Source organism: Aquibacillus saliphilus (assembly GCF_020404745.1).
GTDB classification, from domain to species: Bacteria; Bacillota; Bacilli; order Bacillales; family Amphibacillaceae; genus Aquibacillus; species Aquibacillus saliphilus.
In genome coordinates this window covers 52,239-68,781 of record NZ_JAIZAP010000020.1, presented here as the reverse complement: position 1 = coordinate 68,781, position 16,543 = coordinate 52,239, and the positions used below count along the sequence as shown (strand labels likewise).

The window sequence follows — 16,543 nt, the reverse complement described above, 5'->3', positions numbered from 1 at the left end:
GTCTTCCCCCGTTCAAAATTCTATCTCCACACTATATGCATTTTATCATAAAAGTTATAAGAAAAGGAAATTGGACAACGAATTTTAGATTCTTCATCTAGGTTGATTTTTAGAGTTGTTATCTATTCTATAATTTTTCAAAATACTTCAAAACCTTTTTTGGTATTTTAAAGTATTTTGGTTTGCGTGCTCTTTGTAGTGATTTTCTATTACATCAATACTTTCATCATAAGGTAGTAGATTATCTCCGCCTCTAGACTGTACTCAAATCTGTTTATTGTATGATAATATTGTTGTTATTGTATTCACACATCAAGTAGATTACTTAAGTTAGGAGGTGTACAGTTGTCAAGATTCAGAGATTATCATAAAAATGTAAAAATAAGAATCATTCAAATTTTCTTTTCTGATATGGTAGCTGGTGCAATTTTTCCGTTTATTGCCATCTATTTTTCGGAGTATTACGGAGCCACGATTACAGGCATTTTATTATTTATTAATGTTATCATTGGTCTAATTGTAGGTTTGTACGGGGGATATTATGCCGACTTGATTGGCAGAAAGAAATTAATGGTTATCGCCGGGATCATACGAATGGTCGCCTTTATTGTGATGGCAATCGCCAACTCCCCCCTACTAATCTCACCAGAATTAACCTTTCTAATGGCCTTGTTAGTAGGTGCATCGCTAGGTTTAGATGGTCCTGCTGCAGATGCAATGATCATTGATATAACTAAACCAAGTGAGCGAAAGGGTGTTTATTCACTTATTTACTGGAGCTTCAATTTAGCCTTTGCAATTGGCGGTATTATTGGCGCTCTTACATTCAATAATTATTTGTTCGAGTTATTATTACTACTTTCTGTCACAAGCTTCCTTTCAAATGTGTTAGTTATCTTTTTTATCGAGGAAACACTCGAAAAAATAAAAACTGTAAAACAGAAAAATATTCTTTTAAATATGTTTAAGAGTTACAAAGAAGTTGCAGGTGATAAGCTATTTCTCTACTTTGTTCTGGCCGGACTTTTACTTCAATCAATTGAAAATCAAATGGAGAACTACATTGGTATCCGATTAAATCAGGACATGCCAGAACAGTCTCTATTTTTCATGAATGTTACAGGGGTAGAAATGGTCGGTTTTTTAAAATCTGAAAACACGATTATTGTAGTATTGTTGACAGTATTTATTACACGATGGGTTTCTAAATTAAAAGAAGGCCGCACTTTTTTATTATCTATTATAGTTTTCACGATAGGCTATGTTGCCGTTAGTTATTTCAACAATGTTTGGGTATTATTATTTTTCATGGCGATTGCTACAATTGGAGAACTAATGCGTGTGCCAATTCAGCAAGATTTTCTCGCCAGTATTCCATCCGATGACAAGAGAAGTTCCTATATGGCTGTTTACGGCATGGTATTTTATGGTTCAATGATGATAAGTTCTATTTTTGTAACACTTGGGGCATTTTTTAATAATGAAGTAATGTCTCTTTTGATTTTAGTTACCGGACTATTAGGAATGATCATTATTAAAAAAATCTTACCAGAGTTAACTAGAAGAAGGGATAATGCCGCCTTAGCCAATCAAAAACAATCTGAATAAATCTTCAAGCTTACCCAAAAAAGAGCAAAACTAAAAACCAACTATCAATAATAATTGATAGTTGGTTTTTCTAGTGTTTAGGAAAATATAAAATTGGTTTGATTTGGATACTTTTTTGACAAGGTTAGGCCGCGGCCAGCTCCAGCGCCTACCCGGAAATAAGGGGTTTGCTTATTTCCAATGCACCCGCCTGAGGTCCCTGAGTCAATCCTCTCTGTGACAAAAAACGCCACGCCGAGGCTTGACTTATTGCCCTAGGGTGAGCACTACTAAGGAAGGCAACTTAGAATAATCTTCGAAAGAATAAGTGTCTTTCTTATTTCGAGGGCGCATGCGCTTTTGTTCATCTGTCTAGCGTCATCACTAATGCTCTAGAGATGGTTGTACTTTATACTTCTGAATAATGTTCTTTAACAATGTCAGCACAGCGAGTACATAGCTCAGGGTAGCTATCATCTTGACCGACTGAATCAGATGCAACCCAGCAACGTTCACACTTTTCACCTGTATGTTTGCCAACAGCAACTCGAACATGCTCATAATCTTTAGCATTTTGATTTTCATCCACTAATTCTACATCTGAGACTATTAGCAATTGATGTAAGTGTTCTACATTGTCTAGCAAATCTTTTGTTGCTTTATCTTTCGCTACTAATTTAATACTTGCTTCTAACGATTTACCGATAACCTTTTCAGCGCGAGCTTCTTCCAAAGCCTTTAGAATGTCGTCGCGAATATCCATGAAATGGTCCCATTTAGCTTTTAATTCATCCTTACCTTTAACTTCTCTCGGTTCAGGCATATCAGTTAATTGCACACTAGTCTCTTCTACTCCAGGAATATAACTCCACACTTCATCAGCGGTATGAGAGATAATTGGAGAAAGAAGTTTCACTAAAGCAGTGATAATTTCATGATAAACAGTCTGAATACTACGACGTCTGATGCTCTGGGCACCTTCGATATAAAGGACATCTTTTCCAAAATCTAGATAGAAAGAGCTTAATTCGATTGCACAGAAGTTATGAATATTGGTATAAATAGTTGAGAATTCATAGCTATCATAGGCATCTCTTACTTTTGTGATTAACTCTTGTAATTTTAAAAGCATGTAACGATCAACTTCTTGCAAGTTTTCATCTCTAACTTTATCTTTTGTTGGATCAAAGTCGTGCAAATTACCAAGCATAAAGCGGAATGTATTTCTTATTTTACGATAGCCCTCAGATGTTTGTTTAATGATATCATCAGAAATTCGTACATCTGCTTGATAATCTACTGAAGCAACCCATAAACGTAGGATGTCTGCTCCATACTGTTTCATGATTTTCGACGGAACCACGACGTTTCCTACTGATTTACTCATCTTTCTACCCTTTCCATCTAGGGCAAATCCATGACTTATAATGTTCTCATAAGGAGACCTTCCAGTCACAGCTACAGCTGTTGAAATTGATGAGTTAAACCAGCCACGGTATTGGTCAGATCCTTCTAAATAAACATCAGCTGGACGTTGTAATTCAGGTCTTCCCTCTAATACAGCTTGGTGAGAAGAACCAGAATCAAACCAAACATCCATAATATCTGTCTCTTTTGTGAATATACCACCTGGACTATGTTCGGACTTGAATCCTTCTGGTAAAAGATCTGTTGCGTCCCACTCAAACCAGATGTTAGAACCGTGTTCTCTAAATAAATCTGACACATGATTTACTGTTTCTTCAGTAATAATCGGCGTTCTATCTTCCCCGTAAAATACTGGAATTGGAACACCCCATGTACGTTGACGAGAGATACACCAATCTTCACGATCTCGAACCATGTTATGGAGTCTAGTTTCACCCCATTTTGGATACCAGTTAATCCGTTCGATTTCTTTTAAAATATCTTCACGGAAATCTTTGATTGAAGCGAACCATTGGTTAGTAGCACGATAAATAGTTGGTTTTTTCGTTCTCCAATCATGTGGATAGGAGTGCGTAATAAATTCTAAATTTAATAATGCTCCAACCTCTTCTAATTTCTGGGTAACTTCCTTGTTAGCTGCATCATAGAATAGACCTTCAAAACCAGGAGCCTCATCAGTAAAGACACCTTTTTCATTAACAGGACATAAAACGTCTAAACCATACTGTTTTCCAACTAAAAAATCTTCTTCCCCGTGACCAGGAGCTGTGTGAACAAGACCGGTACCACTTTCCGCTGTTGCATGTTCACCTAGTACAATTAATGAATCACGATCATAGAACGGGTGCTTAGCAACAAGATTCTCTGCCATTTTTCCTTTAAAGGTTTTTGTAACCTCAGGATTAACCCACTCTAGTACCTCAGTAATCGTATCTAATAAATCGCGAGCAATAACATACTTTTTGTCGTCAACCTTCACTACAGAATAGTCAAGTTCTGGATTAACTGTTATTGCTAAGTTAGCTGGAATTGTCCATGGTGTTGTCGTCCAAATAATAAATTGCTCATCACCATCCAACAAGTCTTTCCCATCCTTAACATTAAAACCAACATAAATCGAAGCTGACCTCTTATCCTGATACTCTATTTCAGCCTCTGCCAATGCAGATTCTGAAGATGGAGACCAATAAACAGGTTTTAAACCCTTGTAAATATAGCCCTTGTTCGCCATATCACCAAACACCTTAATCTGAGCAGCTTCATAATCCTTCGTAAGTGTGATATATGGATTTTCCCAATCACCACGAACACCTAGTTGTTTAAATTGAGTTCGTTGATTATCTACTTGAGTTAGTGCATATTCTGCACACTTCTGTCTAAATTCGGATACAGTCATTTTCTTACGATTTACTTTCTTTTTTGCTAGTGCCGATTCAATCGGTAGTCCGTGTGTATCCCAACCTGGTACATATGGTGCTTGAAAGCCTGCCATTGATTTATATCTTACAATAAAGTCTTTTAGAACCTTGTTTAGGGCATGACCCATGTGAAGATCTCCATTTGCATATGGTGGTCCATCATGAAGTACAAATAATGGTCTTCCCTCAGTTCGTTTCTGCACTTGTTGATAGATATTCATTTCGTCCCATTGCTCTTGCATTTTTGGTTCTTTGTTTGGTAAATTGCCACGCATCGGAAAATCTGTTTGAGGCATCAGTAGGGTTTGTTTGTAATCCATTAAATTTCCTCCTTAAAATAACATCTAATCATTCATTTTTAGCCACTAAATTGCAATACTACTTGCGATAGCACTTAATATTTCCTGACAAATAAAAAAAGCCCTTCTTATCCCAAAGGGACGAGAAGAACTCGCGGTACCACCCTTATAGACTTTAATACCTAAACCATCTAGAATTAGATAGACTAATAAGTACTAAAATCCACTTGAAATTCGTAACGTGAATGAGACGTCCATTTTTACTAAAAGTTTTTTTCAAAATGGATACTAAAGGGTGATTTTTTAAAAAGTCTGTTGCATTAGGCTTACACCATCCCTAACTCGCTTTGCCAACAACAACTTCCATACTTTCCCTGTCTTTGTAGTTAATATAATTCACTTTTATCATCGATAGTACAAATAACATCTTTTTTCATAAATTAAAATCACTTATGTTATTGAATTATATGTAAAAACAGAATAAACGTCAAGGTTTAGTAATTATTTTCAACCTTTTCTTTCGTATATTCAGCATCTTCATCTATTTCAGTATCAAATAACCCATCCCAATCGTCATTCTCAACTAATTCTAATTGAGCTTCGACAAGCATTTTAAGTCTAGTGCGAAATACCTTAGCTTGCTTTCTTAGTTCTTCAACTTCAATCGAAATACGACGTGATTTGTGAAGGGACTCATTTATAATCCGATCAGCATTTTTTTCTGCTTCTTTAATAATTAATTTAGATTCTTTCTTTGCATTACCAGTAACCTCTTCTGCCGTTTCCTGAGCAACAAGAATTGACTTGTTTAATGTTTGCTCAATATTAGAAAAGTGTCCTAGTTTTTCATTTAATTGCTCTACTTTTTCCTTCAATTCTTTTTTTTCTCGAATTACCAGCTCATAATCCTTGATAATTTGATCTAAAAATTCGTTTACTTCATCTTCGTCATAACCTCTAAATCCACGAGTAAACTCTTTATTATGAATATCCAATGGTGTTAATGGCACACCGGCCACCTCCTTACAGAAGTCTATTTCAATTCGTAAATCTACTAGTTCTTATCTTAACAATTGAATACACAATAGAATAGCAGAAACTATCAGTAATTACTTAATTCGACATAAAATAAGAAATTCCTGCACGTTTTTGATTATTTTAATTTTTCTGTAGTAATTTTCCACTTTTCTTTTTTCGATAAACCATGTATTTCTTTTAATCTACTACGTCCTTTTCCTCTTAGCGAAATCAAATCAGCTTCCTCTAATTGAAAAGCTGGGTTTTCCACTTTCCTAAAGTTGACTTTAACGAGACCTTTTTGGATAAAATCGACTGCATTTTGTCGTGAAATATTATATATATCCTTTATAACTACATCTAATCGTAACGACGCTACAGTAGTCGCACGTGATTCCCATGTTTCATTGTTTGGCAATAAGTTGTCTATCGACGTCTCTGCCAATGATACTTTTGCTTTTTTTACTTCTATCAAATTCGTTTTTACATATGTAGCTACTTCCTCGGCGACTATAATTTGTATTACTCCTTCTTGAACAATAAGGTCACCTAGTTTTTTTCGTTTAATACCCATTGATAAAAAAGCGCCAAGTACATCACGATGTTCAAGCGTAATAAATTTGGTTGGATAGGTTGCTTCTAACAAAGTAATTCCATAATCGGATTGATTAATCTCTTCATAGTAAGGAGCAAGAATCGCACGTTTCCGTTCGGATTCTATCCCACCAAAGAGTCCCCAGGTATAATCCTCGTTATTTCCAACAATCGACTGGAAGATTGTTTGTTCTCTCGGAGTTAGAAAATCACTTATTCGTCGCTGATAATTGCGATCTAAGCTTTCCTTCCATGAAAGGACTTGATCGATAAATGGATGTTCTTCTTTTCTAAAATGCTGATATATATCCACTTTTCATCACCTAGTTCTATATGTTGTTGGGATATGGCTTGGTATTGTAATTAGGAAGTTGACTCAAGTTAAGTTCATTTTATAAATTCCTAGAACAATAAAAAACTCGGCACTAGCCAAGTTTTTTTACTTTAGGAGTTAAAGCATTCCATATAATGCCCACAGACCAGTAGAAGCAAATTGTAATACTAAGATAGCTACAATCGGTGAAATGTCTATCATGCCTAATGGAGGTATAATCTTTCTAAAAGGTTCTAAATATGGTTCGACTATTCTACCTAAGAAACTACCGATAGAAGATTCTCTTGCTCCTGGAAACCATGACATTAATATGTATGCTATTAAAGCAAAACTATATAGCTCCATTACTGTACTCACTATGCTAAATAATTGGTACATCTATTCTACCACCCTTTTTGTTCTATATCTTCGTCATTTAATAGATCAGTTATACTACCGGACACATCTACATTGTTCGGTGTACAAAGAAATGTTTGAGATCCTAGTTTTTGAATTTCTCCAGATACAGCATAAACAGTTCCACTTAAAAAGTCTACGACTCGCTTCGCCTGGGAATGTTCAATTCGTTGCAAATTTATCACAACCGACCTTCGATTGACGATGTGATCAGCGATCTCTTGTGCCTCATTATATGACCTAGGTTCACATAGGACAACTTTTGAGGATGATTTCATAGCCTTTAAACTAACAACATTTTGACCTTTATCCTTGTTGTTGGTTTGTTCAGGTAGATTTAGTTCCTCTTCTTCGACATATTCGTATTCATCTTCCATAGAGAAAAAAGTTTTTAATTTGTTTTTTATACTCATTTCATTTCACCTCAATCATTAGAACCAACTAATTTTGACCCTATTCTTACATGCGTGGCCCCTTCTTCAATAGCAATAGCATAATCATTACTCATACCCATTGATAAATACGAACATGGCGCGTGTTCTAATCCTTGTTTGTTTATCTTATCCCTCATCAGTCTTAATTCTTTAAACGTATTCCTTAGTAGCTGTTCATTTTCTACGTGAGGAGCCATAGTCATTAACCCAACTACTTTAATATTCGAGAAATTTTTTAATTGGTCGATGAAATCAGGTACATCTTCGAGATTCAATCCATGTTTAGACTCTTCACCGCTAACATTGACTTGAACAAAGCAAGGGATTGTCCGATTAGCTCGTTTATTAATTTCTTTAGCTAGGGATTTGCGATCCAATGAATGAATATAATCCACTTTGTCAATTAAATCTCTAACTTTCCTCGACTGCAATGAACCGATAAAATGCCAATTTGCCCTATCTTCAATTGAGGTGAATTTTTCTAGGAGACCTTCTAGTCGATTTTCACCTAAATGATTGATACCGGCTTCAATTGCTTCCTCAGTTCGCTTTATTGTAACATATTTTGTCACGCCTATGACGGTAATATCTTCCTCATTTCGATTTACCTTGTCACAAGCTCGTTTAATAGTTGATCGAATTTCTTCTAAGTTAGCTAGTACAGTCACTAAAATATCTCCTTTCTACTCATTTCAGGAAAATCCAATAAACCCTAACATACGACCCGTTTTGCCTTGGTCGCGTCGATGGGAGTAAAATAGTTTCTCATCAGTATATGTACAATAGTTAGTAACACTAATATTCTCATCTAAAATACCTGCTTGGAGTAAATATTCCTTATTTAACTGACGTAAATCAAGTAGATAACGTCCGTTCTTGTTTGCCTTAGCAGCTATATCCTTCATATATTCTGGTACGTGCGCTATAACTTGGGCATCAACTTCGTAATTAGAACTGCTTATGGATGGACCAATCGCAGCAAGTAGTGACTCTTTATTAACGCCAACACCAATTAATCGATCTACCATTTTCACCGCTATTTGATCAACAGTTCCACGCCACCCAGCATGAGCAATTCCAATCCATTTGGTTTCTGGATCATAAAAGAATAATGGAACACAATCAGCAAAAAAAGCAGTACAAAGTACTCCAGATTGATTTGTAATGATACCATCAATACCTGCTAGTGTATCTTGATGGGAACGCGATCCCCTACCGATTTGATCTTGACTGATTAAATTAATTTCTGTACCGTGAACTTGTTCTCCCATTACCCAATTATCTAAAGACACATCTAAAATATTAGAAAGAATCATTCGATTTTTTAGTACGTCCTCCGGGTTATCTGGGACATGGAGTCCCATGTTCATGGAATCAAAAGGAGATTTACTTATGCCCCCAAGTCTTGTTGTGATTCCAGCTTTTAATCTTGGTTCCATTTCCGTCCACTTCTTTATCGTCAAGACTGAATTCTCTGCTTGTTGAAAGGCTTCCACTGCTCCATCATCCTCGGTTTTCCACTATTTTATCATATTTCTCTCATGTTTTCTTGTTTGTTAGTTCATTTGTTTATTTCAGTAAATAGTTTTGGTTGTCCGTTTTTCTTAATGAGTATTACATCTGAACCAATTGTTACTATGTTTTCCCATGGTATAACCAATTCTTCTTCCTTGCCAAATAGGCCCATCACCTTTCCTTTTGTTCCGACAACTAAGTATAATACTTTTCCTTTATCAACATCAATATCTAAATCAGTGATATTTCCCAACTTCTTACCATCTTCCACCATGATAATATCTTTGATTTGTAATTCCGTTAAACTAATCATAATTACACCTGCCTTTATACTACTATATGCACGATTATTTGTTTATTTCTCTAAAATAAAATTCTCTTTTCATACAAGAAAAAAGTGCAGGCACCTTCGAATTAAAAAGACACTTATTTCTCTAGATATTTTTCTAAGTTGCCTTCCTTGATGTTCACCCTGGGGCAATGAGACAAGTCTTTGCGCCCTGCATTCTTCGCAACATAGAGAATTGGCTTAAAACCTCAGATGGACTAGCCGCCGAAGCTAGACATGGACAATCCACATGGCAACCATTTTATAGCCTCCTAAAAAAATAAAAAGCCTTTATCTCACGTAGGCAAGATAAAGGCTCTTTCTTATTCGAACATTTCTTTATTCATTTCTTGAATAGCTGCTTTTTCAAGCCTGGATACTTGTGCTTGTGAAATTCCAATTTCCTCAGCCACTTCCATCTGTGTCTTGCCCTGGAAAAAACGTTTATTCAAAATCATTTTTTCGCGATCATTCAAACGATGCATTCCTTCTTTTAAGGATAATTTGTCCAACCAACTTGAGTCTTTATCCTTTTCATCACTAATTTGATCCATTACATAGATTGGATCGCCACCATCATTGTAAATCGGTTCAAACAATGATACCGGATCTTGAATAGCATCCATTGCAAATACAATATCCGAATGTGGAACACCCATTTCTTCAGCTATTTCCATTGGAGTTGGTTCTTTTGATGATTTATTTATTAGTCTTTCTCTTACTTGTAAAGCTTTGTAAGCAATATCACGAAGAGAACGCGAGACCCTAATTGGGTTGTTATCTCGTAAGTATCTTCTAATTTCACCAATAATCATCGGTACCGCATAGGTTGAAAATTTAACATTATGACCTAAATCAAAATTATCAATAGACTTCATAAGGCCAATACAACCTACTTGAAATAAATCATCTCCATACTCACCACGGTTGTTAAAACGCTGAATAACACTTAAAACAAGTCGCAAATTACCATTAACCAACTGTTCTCTTGCTGATAAATCGTCACCAGATTGCATTAGTTTAAACAATCTTCTCATTTCGTCATTTTTTAATACAGGTAATTTAGAGGTATCTACTCCGCAAATTTCTACTTTATGTCTTGTCATGTTCTACCCTCCCAGTTGGGGATGCTATTCATGGAACAGTATCTCCGGTTGGGAGGGTTTTTATGCAATTGGTTTAGTTTGAAAATAGTTCAAAAATTGATAAAAGCATTGAATTATAGGGGCTAGACCATTTTATTAAATTCTTTTTTCAAGCGCCTAATTATTTTTTTCTCAAGTCGGGAAATATATGATTGAGATATGCCTAACATATCAGCAACATCTTTTTGTGTTTTTTCTTCTACTCCTATTAATCCAAAACGAAGTTCCATTATTTGTTTCTCTCTGTCATTTAATTGTTCTAAGGCTTTTCTAAGCAAGTTTTTATCGACATTCGCCTCTAAATCCTTTATCGTCACATCATCGTCTGTACCTAAGACATCAGATAATAATAATTCATTTCCGTCCCAGTCAATATTTAGAGGTTCATCAAATGATATTTCAGATTTCAATTTGTTATTTTTTCTAAGATACATTAATATCTCATTTTCGATACAACGAGAAGCATAGGTTGCTAATTTAATTTTTTTCTCAGGATTAAAGGTATTAATAGCCTTAATCAGTCCGATCGTTCCTATACTTATTAAATCTTCAATATTAATCCCAGTATTTTCGAATTTTCTTGCAATATAAACAACTAATCGGAGATTCCGTTCTATTAGCATTGCTCTTGCCGCTTTATCTTCAACAGGAAGTCTTTTTAATAATTCTTGTTCTTCATCCTTAGACAACGGTGGTGGCAATGGTTCGCTTCCACCTATGTAATAGATTTCATCTGTTTTATAGCCTAACTTAACTAATATTTTGTACCACCATAATTGAATTTTAAACTTCCATCTCTTCATCTGTTAACATCTCCTTTTCCCCTTGATTATGCGGAAGTTGCTACCGAATGTTTAAATATTTGCGGGTGCAACAGACAATGATAGCTACCGTCTGGTGCTAATTGTCCAAATTGGATTCCAACTAATACTTTTTTAGTTGATATTTCTTTGCTATCAAAATTAACGATAAACTTATCCGGCTTTAATACAATCATGAAGGTACGATTCCCATCTACACCTTGGTATGGAAGGATATGAATAAAATCATTCCAATTTGTTGGAATTAATTTAAAGTTTAAATTATCCTTAGCATTTTTAAGTAATTCCAAATCCTCAATAGTAAACCAATTAAGTAAAAATTCTTGATCACATATGACAACTGGTTTTCTTGAAAAAGGATCAACTAACTGGTTACCACTATCCACATAGCCAATTGTAGAAATAGCTTTACCTTTTAGCTGGATGGTCACATTATATAATTGTTCTTGCCGAAAATTTTCTAATTTTTGCTTGTCCATTTGAGATTTTGTGTACCACCAAATAATAGGAAATCCAACACCTACAAACAACCAACTGATTTGATCTCCATATCCGGTTTGAAATGTTAATATTCCACTATTAGAAGCAGTCATTTGCCTCCCTAACATAAAATGTATTGCAATTAATCCACCCCCGAGTGCAAAAGAAACAAAATAAAAAGATAAAAGTCTCTTGATAAATTGATGAACATTGGTAAATCCAAATGACATCAAAATGATTAATAATGAAAAAAGTCCCTTACCAAAAGGGCTCACAAAAAATGAATCTGGAAGAAATAAAGTGATTGGTACTAAAGCAGAAGCTACAAATGCTCCAGCCATAATCCGTAAACCTCTCGTATTATCTTTTACTATCCATTGCGTTAACAATAGAATCATCCAATCTAGCAAAAAGTTTAGTAGCCAAATCGCATCTAAATAGATAGTCACTTAATTCTTCCTTTCAAGTGCTTATTAAGGTTTGTTGTTAGTATAGCGAATATAGTTTTAAAAGTCTGTCGCATTTTGTGATATATCAACAACTAATTTTCAGAGGTTATTAGTAAATTTGTCAGACAGTGAAACTTTATATTTAAAGTGTTTTTTAAAATTAAGTTCGAACGATTGCAACTCTGTATTTCTAATCTATCAACAGCTTTAGACATATTGTAGTCAAAGATCAAAAGCTCACGTCGCTTTTGAAATATCAAGGGACACGTATTTCTTCTTTTAGCACCTTCCTTAGTGATTACCCTTAGACCGGGGAGGGCGGAAATTTAAATTACACCGTACAAAAACTTCGAAGTAAATTCAGTGAAGTACTTTTTGCTCTGGAGAAAGACGAGGCCCCTAAGAATTAATAATCCACAGGAGTCCAAATTATAATTTATTGGACCATAAAAAAAGGCCTAATCGGAAATTAATATTCCAATTAGGCCTTCTATATGTTTTGTTATCTTCTACGGTTTCTATTACGTAAGAAAGTAGGTATATCAAGCGTATCTTCCTCTTGCTTAACCTTTTGTTCAGCTGGTGCTTCTCTACGAGATTCATCTCGTTTTCTTTCACCAGTCTGGTGCGTTGTATTCGTCACCGGACGTTGTTTTGGTTTTGCGGAATCGCTTTGAGTTTCAACGAATCCAGTTGCAATAACAGTAACAACAATTTCATCTTTAAGCTCTTCATTAATAACTGAACCAAAAATAACATTTACTTCTTGATCAGCTGCAGAAGTTACAATATCTGCTGCTTCTTGTACTTCATAAAGACTAAGGTTTGTCCCACCAGTAATGTTCATTAACACACCATGTGCTCCATCAATAGAGGTTTCTAAAAGTGGCGAAGAAATTGCCTTTTTAGCAGCTTCAGTTGCTCTATTTTCACCTGTAGCTATACCAATTCCCATTAAGGCAGAACCTTTGTCAGACATAATTGTTTTTACATCGGCAAAGTCTACGTTAATTAATCCAGGCACAGCAATTAAATCGGAGATACCTTGTACACCTTGACGAAGAACATTATCTGCTTCACGAAATGCTTCTAACATCGGTGTATTCTTATCAACAATTTCTAATAGTCGATCATTAGGAATAACGATTAATGTATCTACACTGCTTTTTAAGCCATCAATACCTATAACAGCTTGAGCAGAACGCTTCCGTCCTTCAAAGCTGAATGGACGGGTAACTACACCTACTGTTAATGCCCCTAGTTCCTTTGCAACTTGAGCAATCACGGGGGCAGCACCTGTTCCCGTACCGCCACCCATGCCGGCAGTAACAAAGACCATATCAGCGCCACCTAACACTTCTTCAAGCTGTTCTTTACTTTCTTCAGCAGCTTTGCGACCCACTTCTGGATTCGCTCCAGCTCCCAAACCACGTGTTAGTTTCGTTCCTATTTGCATTTTTATTTCAGCTTTAGATAAATTTAAGGCTTGAGCATCAGTATTTACAGCGATGAATTCAACGCCCTGGACGCCGTGCTCTATCATTCGATTAACAGCATTACTTCCACCACCGCCAACACCGATTACCTTAATCGTCGCAAGCTGATCCATGTCCGTATCAAACTCTAACATTTTTCGTTCCTCCTAGTTTGCAAGATTACAAGATTCATTGAAGTCATTTTAATTGTGTTTAGGGAACGCCTGTTTAATCAAAAAAGTATTTAAACAAATTAGCGATTCCGGATTCTTTTTTCCTACTTGGAGTTGAATCACTTTGTTTTGCTGATCTTTTGACTTTTTTTGGTTTCTGTACCTGATGATCAGATATTGTAACCGATTCAGAGATTTCTTTCCCTTGTATTTTCGCATTGCGATAGGCAAACTTCAAGATACCTACACCCGCAGTGTACTGTGGCTCTCTAACACCTATGTAATCTGGAATTGCAATACGAACATTTGACTGTAGCAAGTCCTGAGCAAGTTCCAATGCACCTGACATGCTCATACAACCACCAGTTAATACAAAACCTCCAGGTAATTCATTATAACCCATCTTTCTTATTTCTCGATCAGCATATGCATAAATTTCTTCTAATCTAGCTTCAATCATATCAGAAATTTGCAATTGATTAAATGTTTGCTTTTTATTGCTTCCTATAATTGAAGTCTCAAATGTTTCTTCTTCTCTTGCATCATCATAAAAGGCATGTCCATGATTTATTTTCAACTCTTCAGCTTCTTCAGATGAAGTTCGTAAACCAATGGAAAGATCCTTCGAGATATTATCTCCACCTAATGGGACTACACTTGAAGAAACTAGGTGATCATCTTCAAAAACCGAAATTGTAGTACTTCCTCCACCTATGTCAATTAACGCAACTCCTAAGTTCTTTTCATCTTTTGATAAAGCAATTGAACCTGTTGCTAATGGTTGAAGGCAAATATCTAATACTTGAAGATTAGCTTTTTCAATACACTTTAATATATTATGTAGCATTGTTTTGGAACAAGTAATAATTGTTCCTTCCATTTCCAATCGAACACCTATCATTCCTCTAGGATCGTTGATTTCATCTAAGCCATCTACAATAAATTGCTTTGGAATGACGTCAATAATTTCTCTTTCAGGTGGAACGGATATAACCTGTGCAGCATCAATAACACGTTTAATGTCTTCATTACCAATTTCACGATTGTCACTTGAAACAGCGACGACTCCGTGGCATGGCTGCAATTGTATATGATTTCCATTGATCCCCACTATTACTCGATCAATTTGCATATCGACCATTCTCTCAGCTTGTTCAACAGCAGTTTTTATCGATTGAACAGTTTGGTCTATGTCAACAATGGCACCTTTTTTCATTCCATTTGATTTAGAAGTGCCAACTCCTATAATATTTAAGGAATCGTTATGGACTTCACCAATTATTACTTTTATTTTCGATGTACCTATATCCAGACTGACTAAAATTTCATTGTTGTTCAAAGAAAGGCACCTCCTTATCTTAAGGCATATGATTAGTGTAAATAGTATCGAATATTTTATAAAATTACAATCGATTTAATCGAAAATCTATCAAAATCCATAATTTTACTATTTTACTCGCGTACCAAACAAATCCTTTTTCTAATTTAAAATTAAAACCCTTTTCAAGTATACACAATATTCTACATAAAACGACTATTTTCCTTTTATTTTCTTTTAAATTTTTGAATTTTCTTCAATATAAACTTTTCTTCTATCATTTGTCTTCTAATTATTGCTATGTTTTGGAATAATCTTACACCAAATGCAAAGACCGCTGCAAGATATAGGTCTATACCTAACTGAACCCCAAGGAAGGCAAGAAGAGCAGCTAAACTTACATTGAAGAAAAAACCAGAAATGAATACTTTTTCATCGAATTTCTTCTCTAAATGAGCTCTTATACCTCCAAATAATGTATCAAACGCTGCTAAAACAGCAATCGACAGGTAATTTGAATACTGATCTGGAATTGTTATGTTAGTTAATAATCCCAAAGCTATTCCAACTACCAAAAATAGCGCTGGTAGCCACATTAATCTTCACCCGTTTCCACTTGTTCATTTACATCTAGTTCGTCCAATATTATTGGTTCATCATAACTAGGCAATGTTATATTATTTTTAATTTCAGCTGATAGTTCCAAATCGTCTATTGCAAAATCATCACGTGATTGACTAACTTCTATATGGTTTAACAAACGTTTGGGATTGTCTGATAAAATGCTTATTTCAATTGGTATTGAAGGAAGTGCATGATTGTTCACATACGTTTTACCATTAACATAACGGATTGGTGTCACATTAATAATACGCTCGTTTTCGATTGCGACATCAGTTGCACCATATGTATTTAATTCATTTAACAATCGATTAAGTAATTCAGGTGATATTGTAGGATACTCCTGAATGTTATCATTTCCTCCTTGAAAGATTGGCGTAATCGTAATTCGCACGCCACTTCCTGTCAACTCAGTTAAACCAGCTTCCTCTTTTAGTTCCACAATTGATTCTTTTAATGTATCAAGTTGTTGGTGTTCTGATACTTCGCGGTACTGGTTCAATACACTTTCGGTTTCAGATATTTGTTGATAAAGTTGTTGTTGTGCCTTTTGCTCTACTTGTAATTCCGATCTAATTTCCCATAAGTCTCTAGTATCACGTTCATCTGGTTCCTGGTTCGATTGGAATAAAACAGCAATCATTAAACCAGCAAGTGCACATACCAAGGAAATGATTATTTTATTACTTATCTTCAAGTTAAATCACCTTT

Annotated in this window: 16 protein-coding genes and 1 other annotated feature; of the genes, 1 reads left to right on the top strand and 15 read right to left on the bottom strand. The window is 35.3% G+C overall.

The features are described 5' to 3' along the window. Nucleotides 1-345: 345 nt before the first annotated feature. On the top strand, nucleotides 346-1,608 hold the full coding sequence (locus LD272_RS17815; protein WP_226037954.1) for an MDR family MFS transporter: 1,263 nt from the start codon (nucleotides 346-348) through the stop codon (nucleotides 1,606-1,608). Between the two features lie 388 nt (nucleotides 1,609-1,996). Here the strand turns inward: LD272_RS17815 and ileS are convergent, their stop codons facing one another. From ileS to LD272_RS17740, 15 genes are all read right to left on the bottom strand, one after another. Then, nucleotides 1,997-4,753, bottom strand: a complete 2,757-nt coding sequence (ileS, locus tag LD272_RS17810) for an isoleucine--tRNA ligase (protein ID WP_226037953.1) — start codon at nucleotides 4,751-4,753, stop codon at nucleotides 1,997-1,999. A 113-nt stretch (nucleotides 4,754-4,866) separates the two neighbouring features. Beyond that, nucleotides 4,867-5,122 (bottom strand) — a binding site (T-box leader). A gap of 104 nt (nucleotides 5,123-5,226) precedes the next feature. Continuing rightward, a complete protein-coding gene (locus LD272_RS17805) occupies nucleotides 5,227-5,742 on the bottom strand; it encodes a DivIVA domain-containing protein (protein WP_226037952.1) in 516 nt (171 codons plus the stop codon). Nucleotides 5,743-5,885: 143 nt separating this feature from the next. Continuing rightward, the gene (locus tag LD272_RS17800) at nucleotides 5,886-6,656 is read right to left on the bottom strand and encodes a YlmH family RNA-binding protein (RefSeq protein WP_226037951.1); all 771 of its coding nucleotides are present in this window, start codon (nucleotides 6,654-6,656) and stop codon (nucleotides 5,886-5,888) included. Nucleotides 6,657-6,794: 138 nt separating this feature from the next. Next, the gene (locus LD272_RS17795; RefSeq protein ID WP_226037950.1) at nucleotides 6,795-7,055 is read right to left on the bottom strand and encodes a YggT family protein; all 261 of its coding nucleotides are present in this window, start codon (nucleotides 7,053-7,055) and stop codon (nucleotides 6,795-6,797) included. A gap of 5 nt (nucleotides 7,056-7,060) precedes the next feature. Further along, entirely contained in the window at nucleotides 7,061-7,486 is a 426-nt protein-coding gene (locus LD272_RS17790; protein ID WP_226037949.1) for a cell division protein SepF, read from the bottom strand. An 11-nt stretch (nucleotides 7,487-7,497) separates the two neighbouring features. Next, nucleotides 7,498-8,175: a YggS family pyridoxal phosphate-dependent enzyme gene (locus LD272_RS17785; protein WP_439647410.1), complete on the bottom strand. Its 678-nt coding sequence runs from the start codon at nucleotides 8,173-8,175 to the stop codon at nucleotides 7,498-7,500. Between the two features lie 24 nt (nucleotides 8,176-8,199). After that, nucleotides 8,200-9,003 (bottom strand): peptidoglycan editing factor PgeF, encoded by an 804-nt coding sequence (gene pgeF, locus LD272_RS17780; RefSeq protein WP_226037948.1) that lies wholly within the window; start codon nucleotides 9,001-9,003, stop codon nucleotides 8,200-8,202. 65 nt (nucleotides 9,004-9,068) lie between these two features. Next, nucleotides 9,069-9,335 (bottom strand): YlmC/YmxH family sporulation protein, encoded by a 267-nt coding sequence (locus LD272_RS17775; RefSeq protein ID WP_226037947.1) that lies wholly within the window; start codon nucleotides 9,333-9,335, stop codon nucleotides 9,069-9,071. 338 nt (nucleotides 9,336-9,673) lie between these two features. Next, nucleotides 9,674-10,456 (bottom strand): RNA polymerase sporulation sigma factor SigG, encoded by a 783-nt coding sequence (sigG, locus tag LD272_RS17770; RefSeq protein ID WP_226037946.1) that lies wholly within the window; start codon nucleotides 10,454-10,456, stop codon nucleotides 9,674-9,676. Nucleotides 10,457-10,578: 122 nt separating this feature from the next. Continuing rightward, complete coding sequence (sigE, locus tag LD272_RS17765) at nucleotides 10,579-11,298, bottom strand: RNA polymerase sporulation sigma factor SigE (protein ID WP_226037945.1); 720 nt, start codon at nucleotides 11,296-11,298, stop codon at nucleotides 10,579-10,581. A gap of 26 nt (nucleotides 11,299-11,324) precedes the next feature. Next, nucleotides 11,325-12,245: a sigma-E processing peptidase SpoIIGA gene (gene spoIIGA / locus LD272_RS17760; RefSeq protein WP_226037944.1), complete on the bottom strand. Its 921-nt coding sequence runs from the start codon at nucleotides 12,243-12,245 to the stop codon at nucleotides 11,325-11,327. Between the two features lie 502 nt (nucleotides 12,246-12,747). Beyond that, nucleotides 12,748-13,875, bottom strand: a complete 1,128-nt coding sequence (gene ftsZ / locus LD272_RS17755) for a cell division protein FtsZ (RefSeq protein ID WP_226037943.1) — start codon at nucleotides 13,873-13,875, stop codon at nucleotides 12,748-12,750. A 73-nt stretch (nucleotides 13,876-13,948) separates the two neighbouring features. Continuing rightward, a complete protein-coding gene (gene ftsA, locus LD272_RS17750) occupies nucleotides 13,949-15,232 on the bottom strand; it encodes a cell division protein FtsA (RefSeq protein ID WP_226037942.1) in 1,284 nt (427 codons plus the stop codon). A 206-nt stretch (nucleotides 15,233-15,438) separates the two neighbouring features. Then, nucleotides 15,439-15,807: a small basic family protein gene (locus LD272_RS17745; protein WP_226037941.1), complete on the bottom strand. Its 369-nt coding sequence runs from the start codon at nucleotides 15,805-15,807 to the stop codon at nucleotides 15,439-15,441. Continuing rightward, nucleotides 15,807-16,529, bottom strand: a complete 723-nt coding sequence (locus LD272_RS17740; protein ID WP_226037940.1) for a DUF881 domain-containing protein — start codon at nucleotides 16,527-16,529, stop codon at nucleotides 15,807-15,809. The genes LD272_RS17745 and LD272_RS17740 overlap by 1 nt, the downstream gene beginning before the upstream one ends. Between the last annotated feature and the right edge of the window lie 14 nt (nucleotides 16,530-16,543).

What these genes read in the sequence shown, in the direction of transcription:
- ileS (WP_226037953.1), bottom strand. Translation starts at nt 4,753, where the DNA reads ATGGATTACAAACAAACCCTACTGATGCCTCAAACAGATTTTCCGATG.
- LD272_RS17795 (WP_226037950.1), bottom strand. Translation starts at nt 7,055, where the DNA reads ATGTACCAATTATTTAGCATAGTGAGTACAGTAATGGAGCTATATAGT.
- LD272_RS17790 (WP_226037949.1), bottom strand. Translation starts at nt 7,486, where the DNA reads ATGAGTATAAAAAACAAATTAAAAACTTTTTTCTCTATGGAAGATGAA.
- LD272_RS17775 (WP_226037947.1), bottom strand. Translation starts at nt 9,335, where the DNA reads ATGATTAGTTTAACGGAATTACAAATCAAAGATATTATCATGGTGGAA.
- sigG (WP_226037946.1), bottom strand. Translation starts at nt 10,456, where the DNA reads ATGACAAGACATAAAGTAGAAATTTGCGGAGTAGATACCTCTAAATTA.
- sigE (WP_226037945.1), bottom strand. Translation starts at nt 11,298, where the DNA reads ATGAAGAGATGGAAGTTTAAAATTCAATTATGGTGGTACAAAATATTA.
- ftsZ (WP_226037943.1), bottom strand. Translation starts at nt 13,875, where the DNA reads ATGTTAGAGTTTGATACGGACATGGATCAGCTTGCGACGATTAAGGTA.
- LD272_RS17745 (WP_226037941.1), bottom strand. Translation starts at nt 15,807, where the DNA reads ATGTGGCTACCAGCGCTATTTTTGGTAGTTGGAATAGCTTTGGGATTA.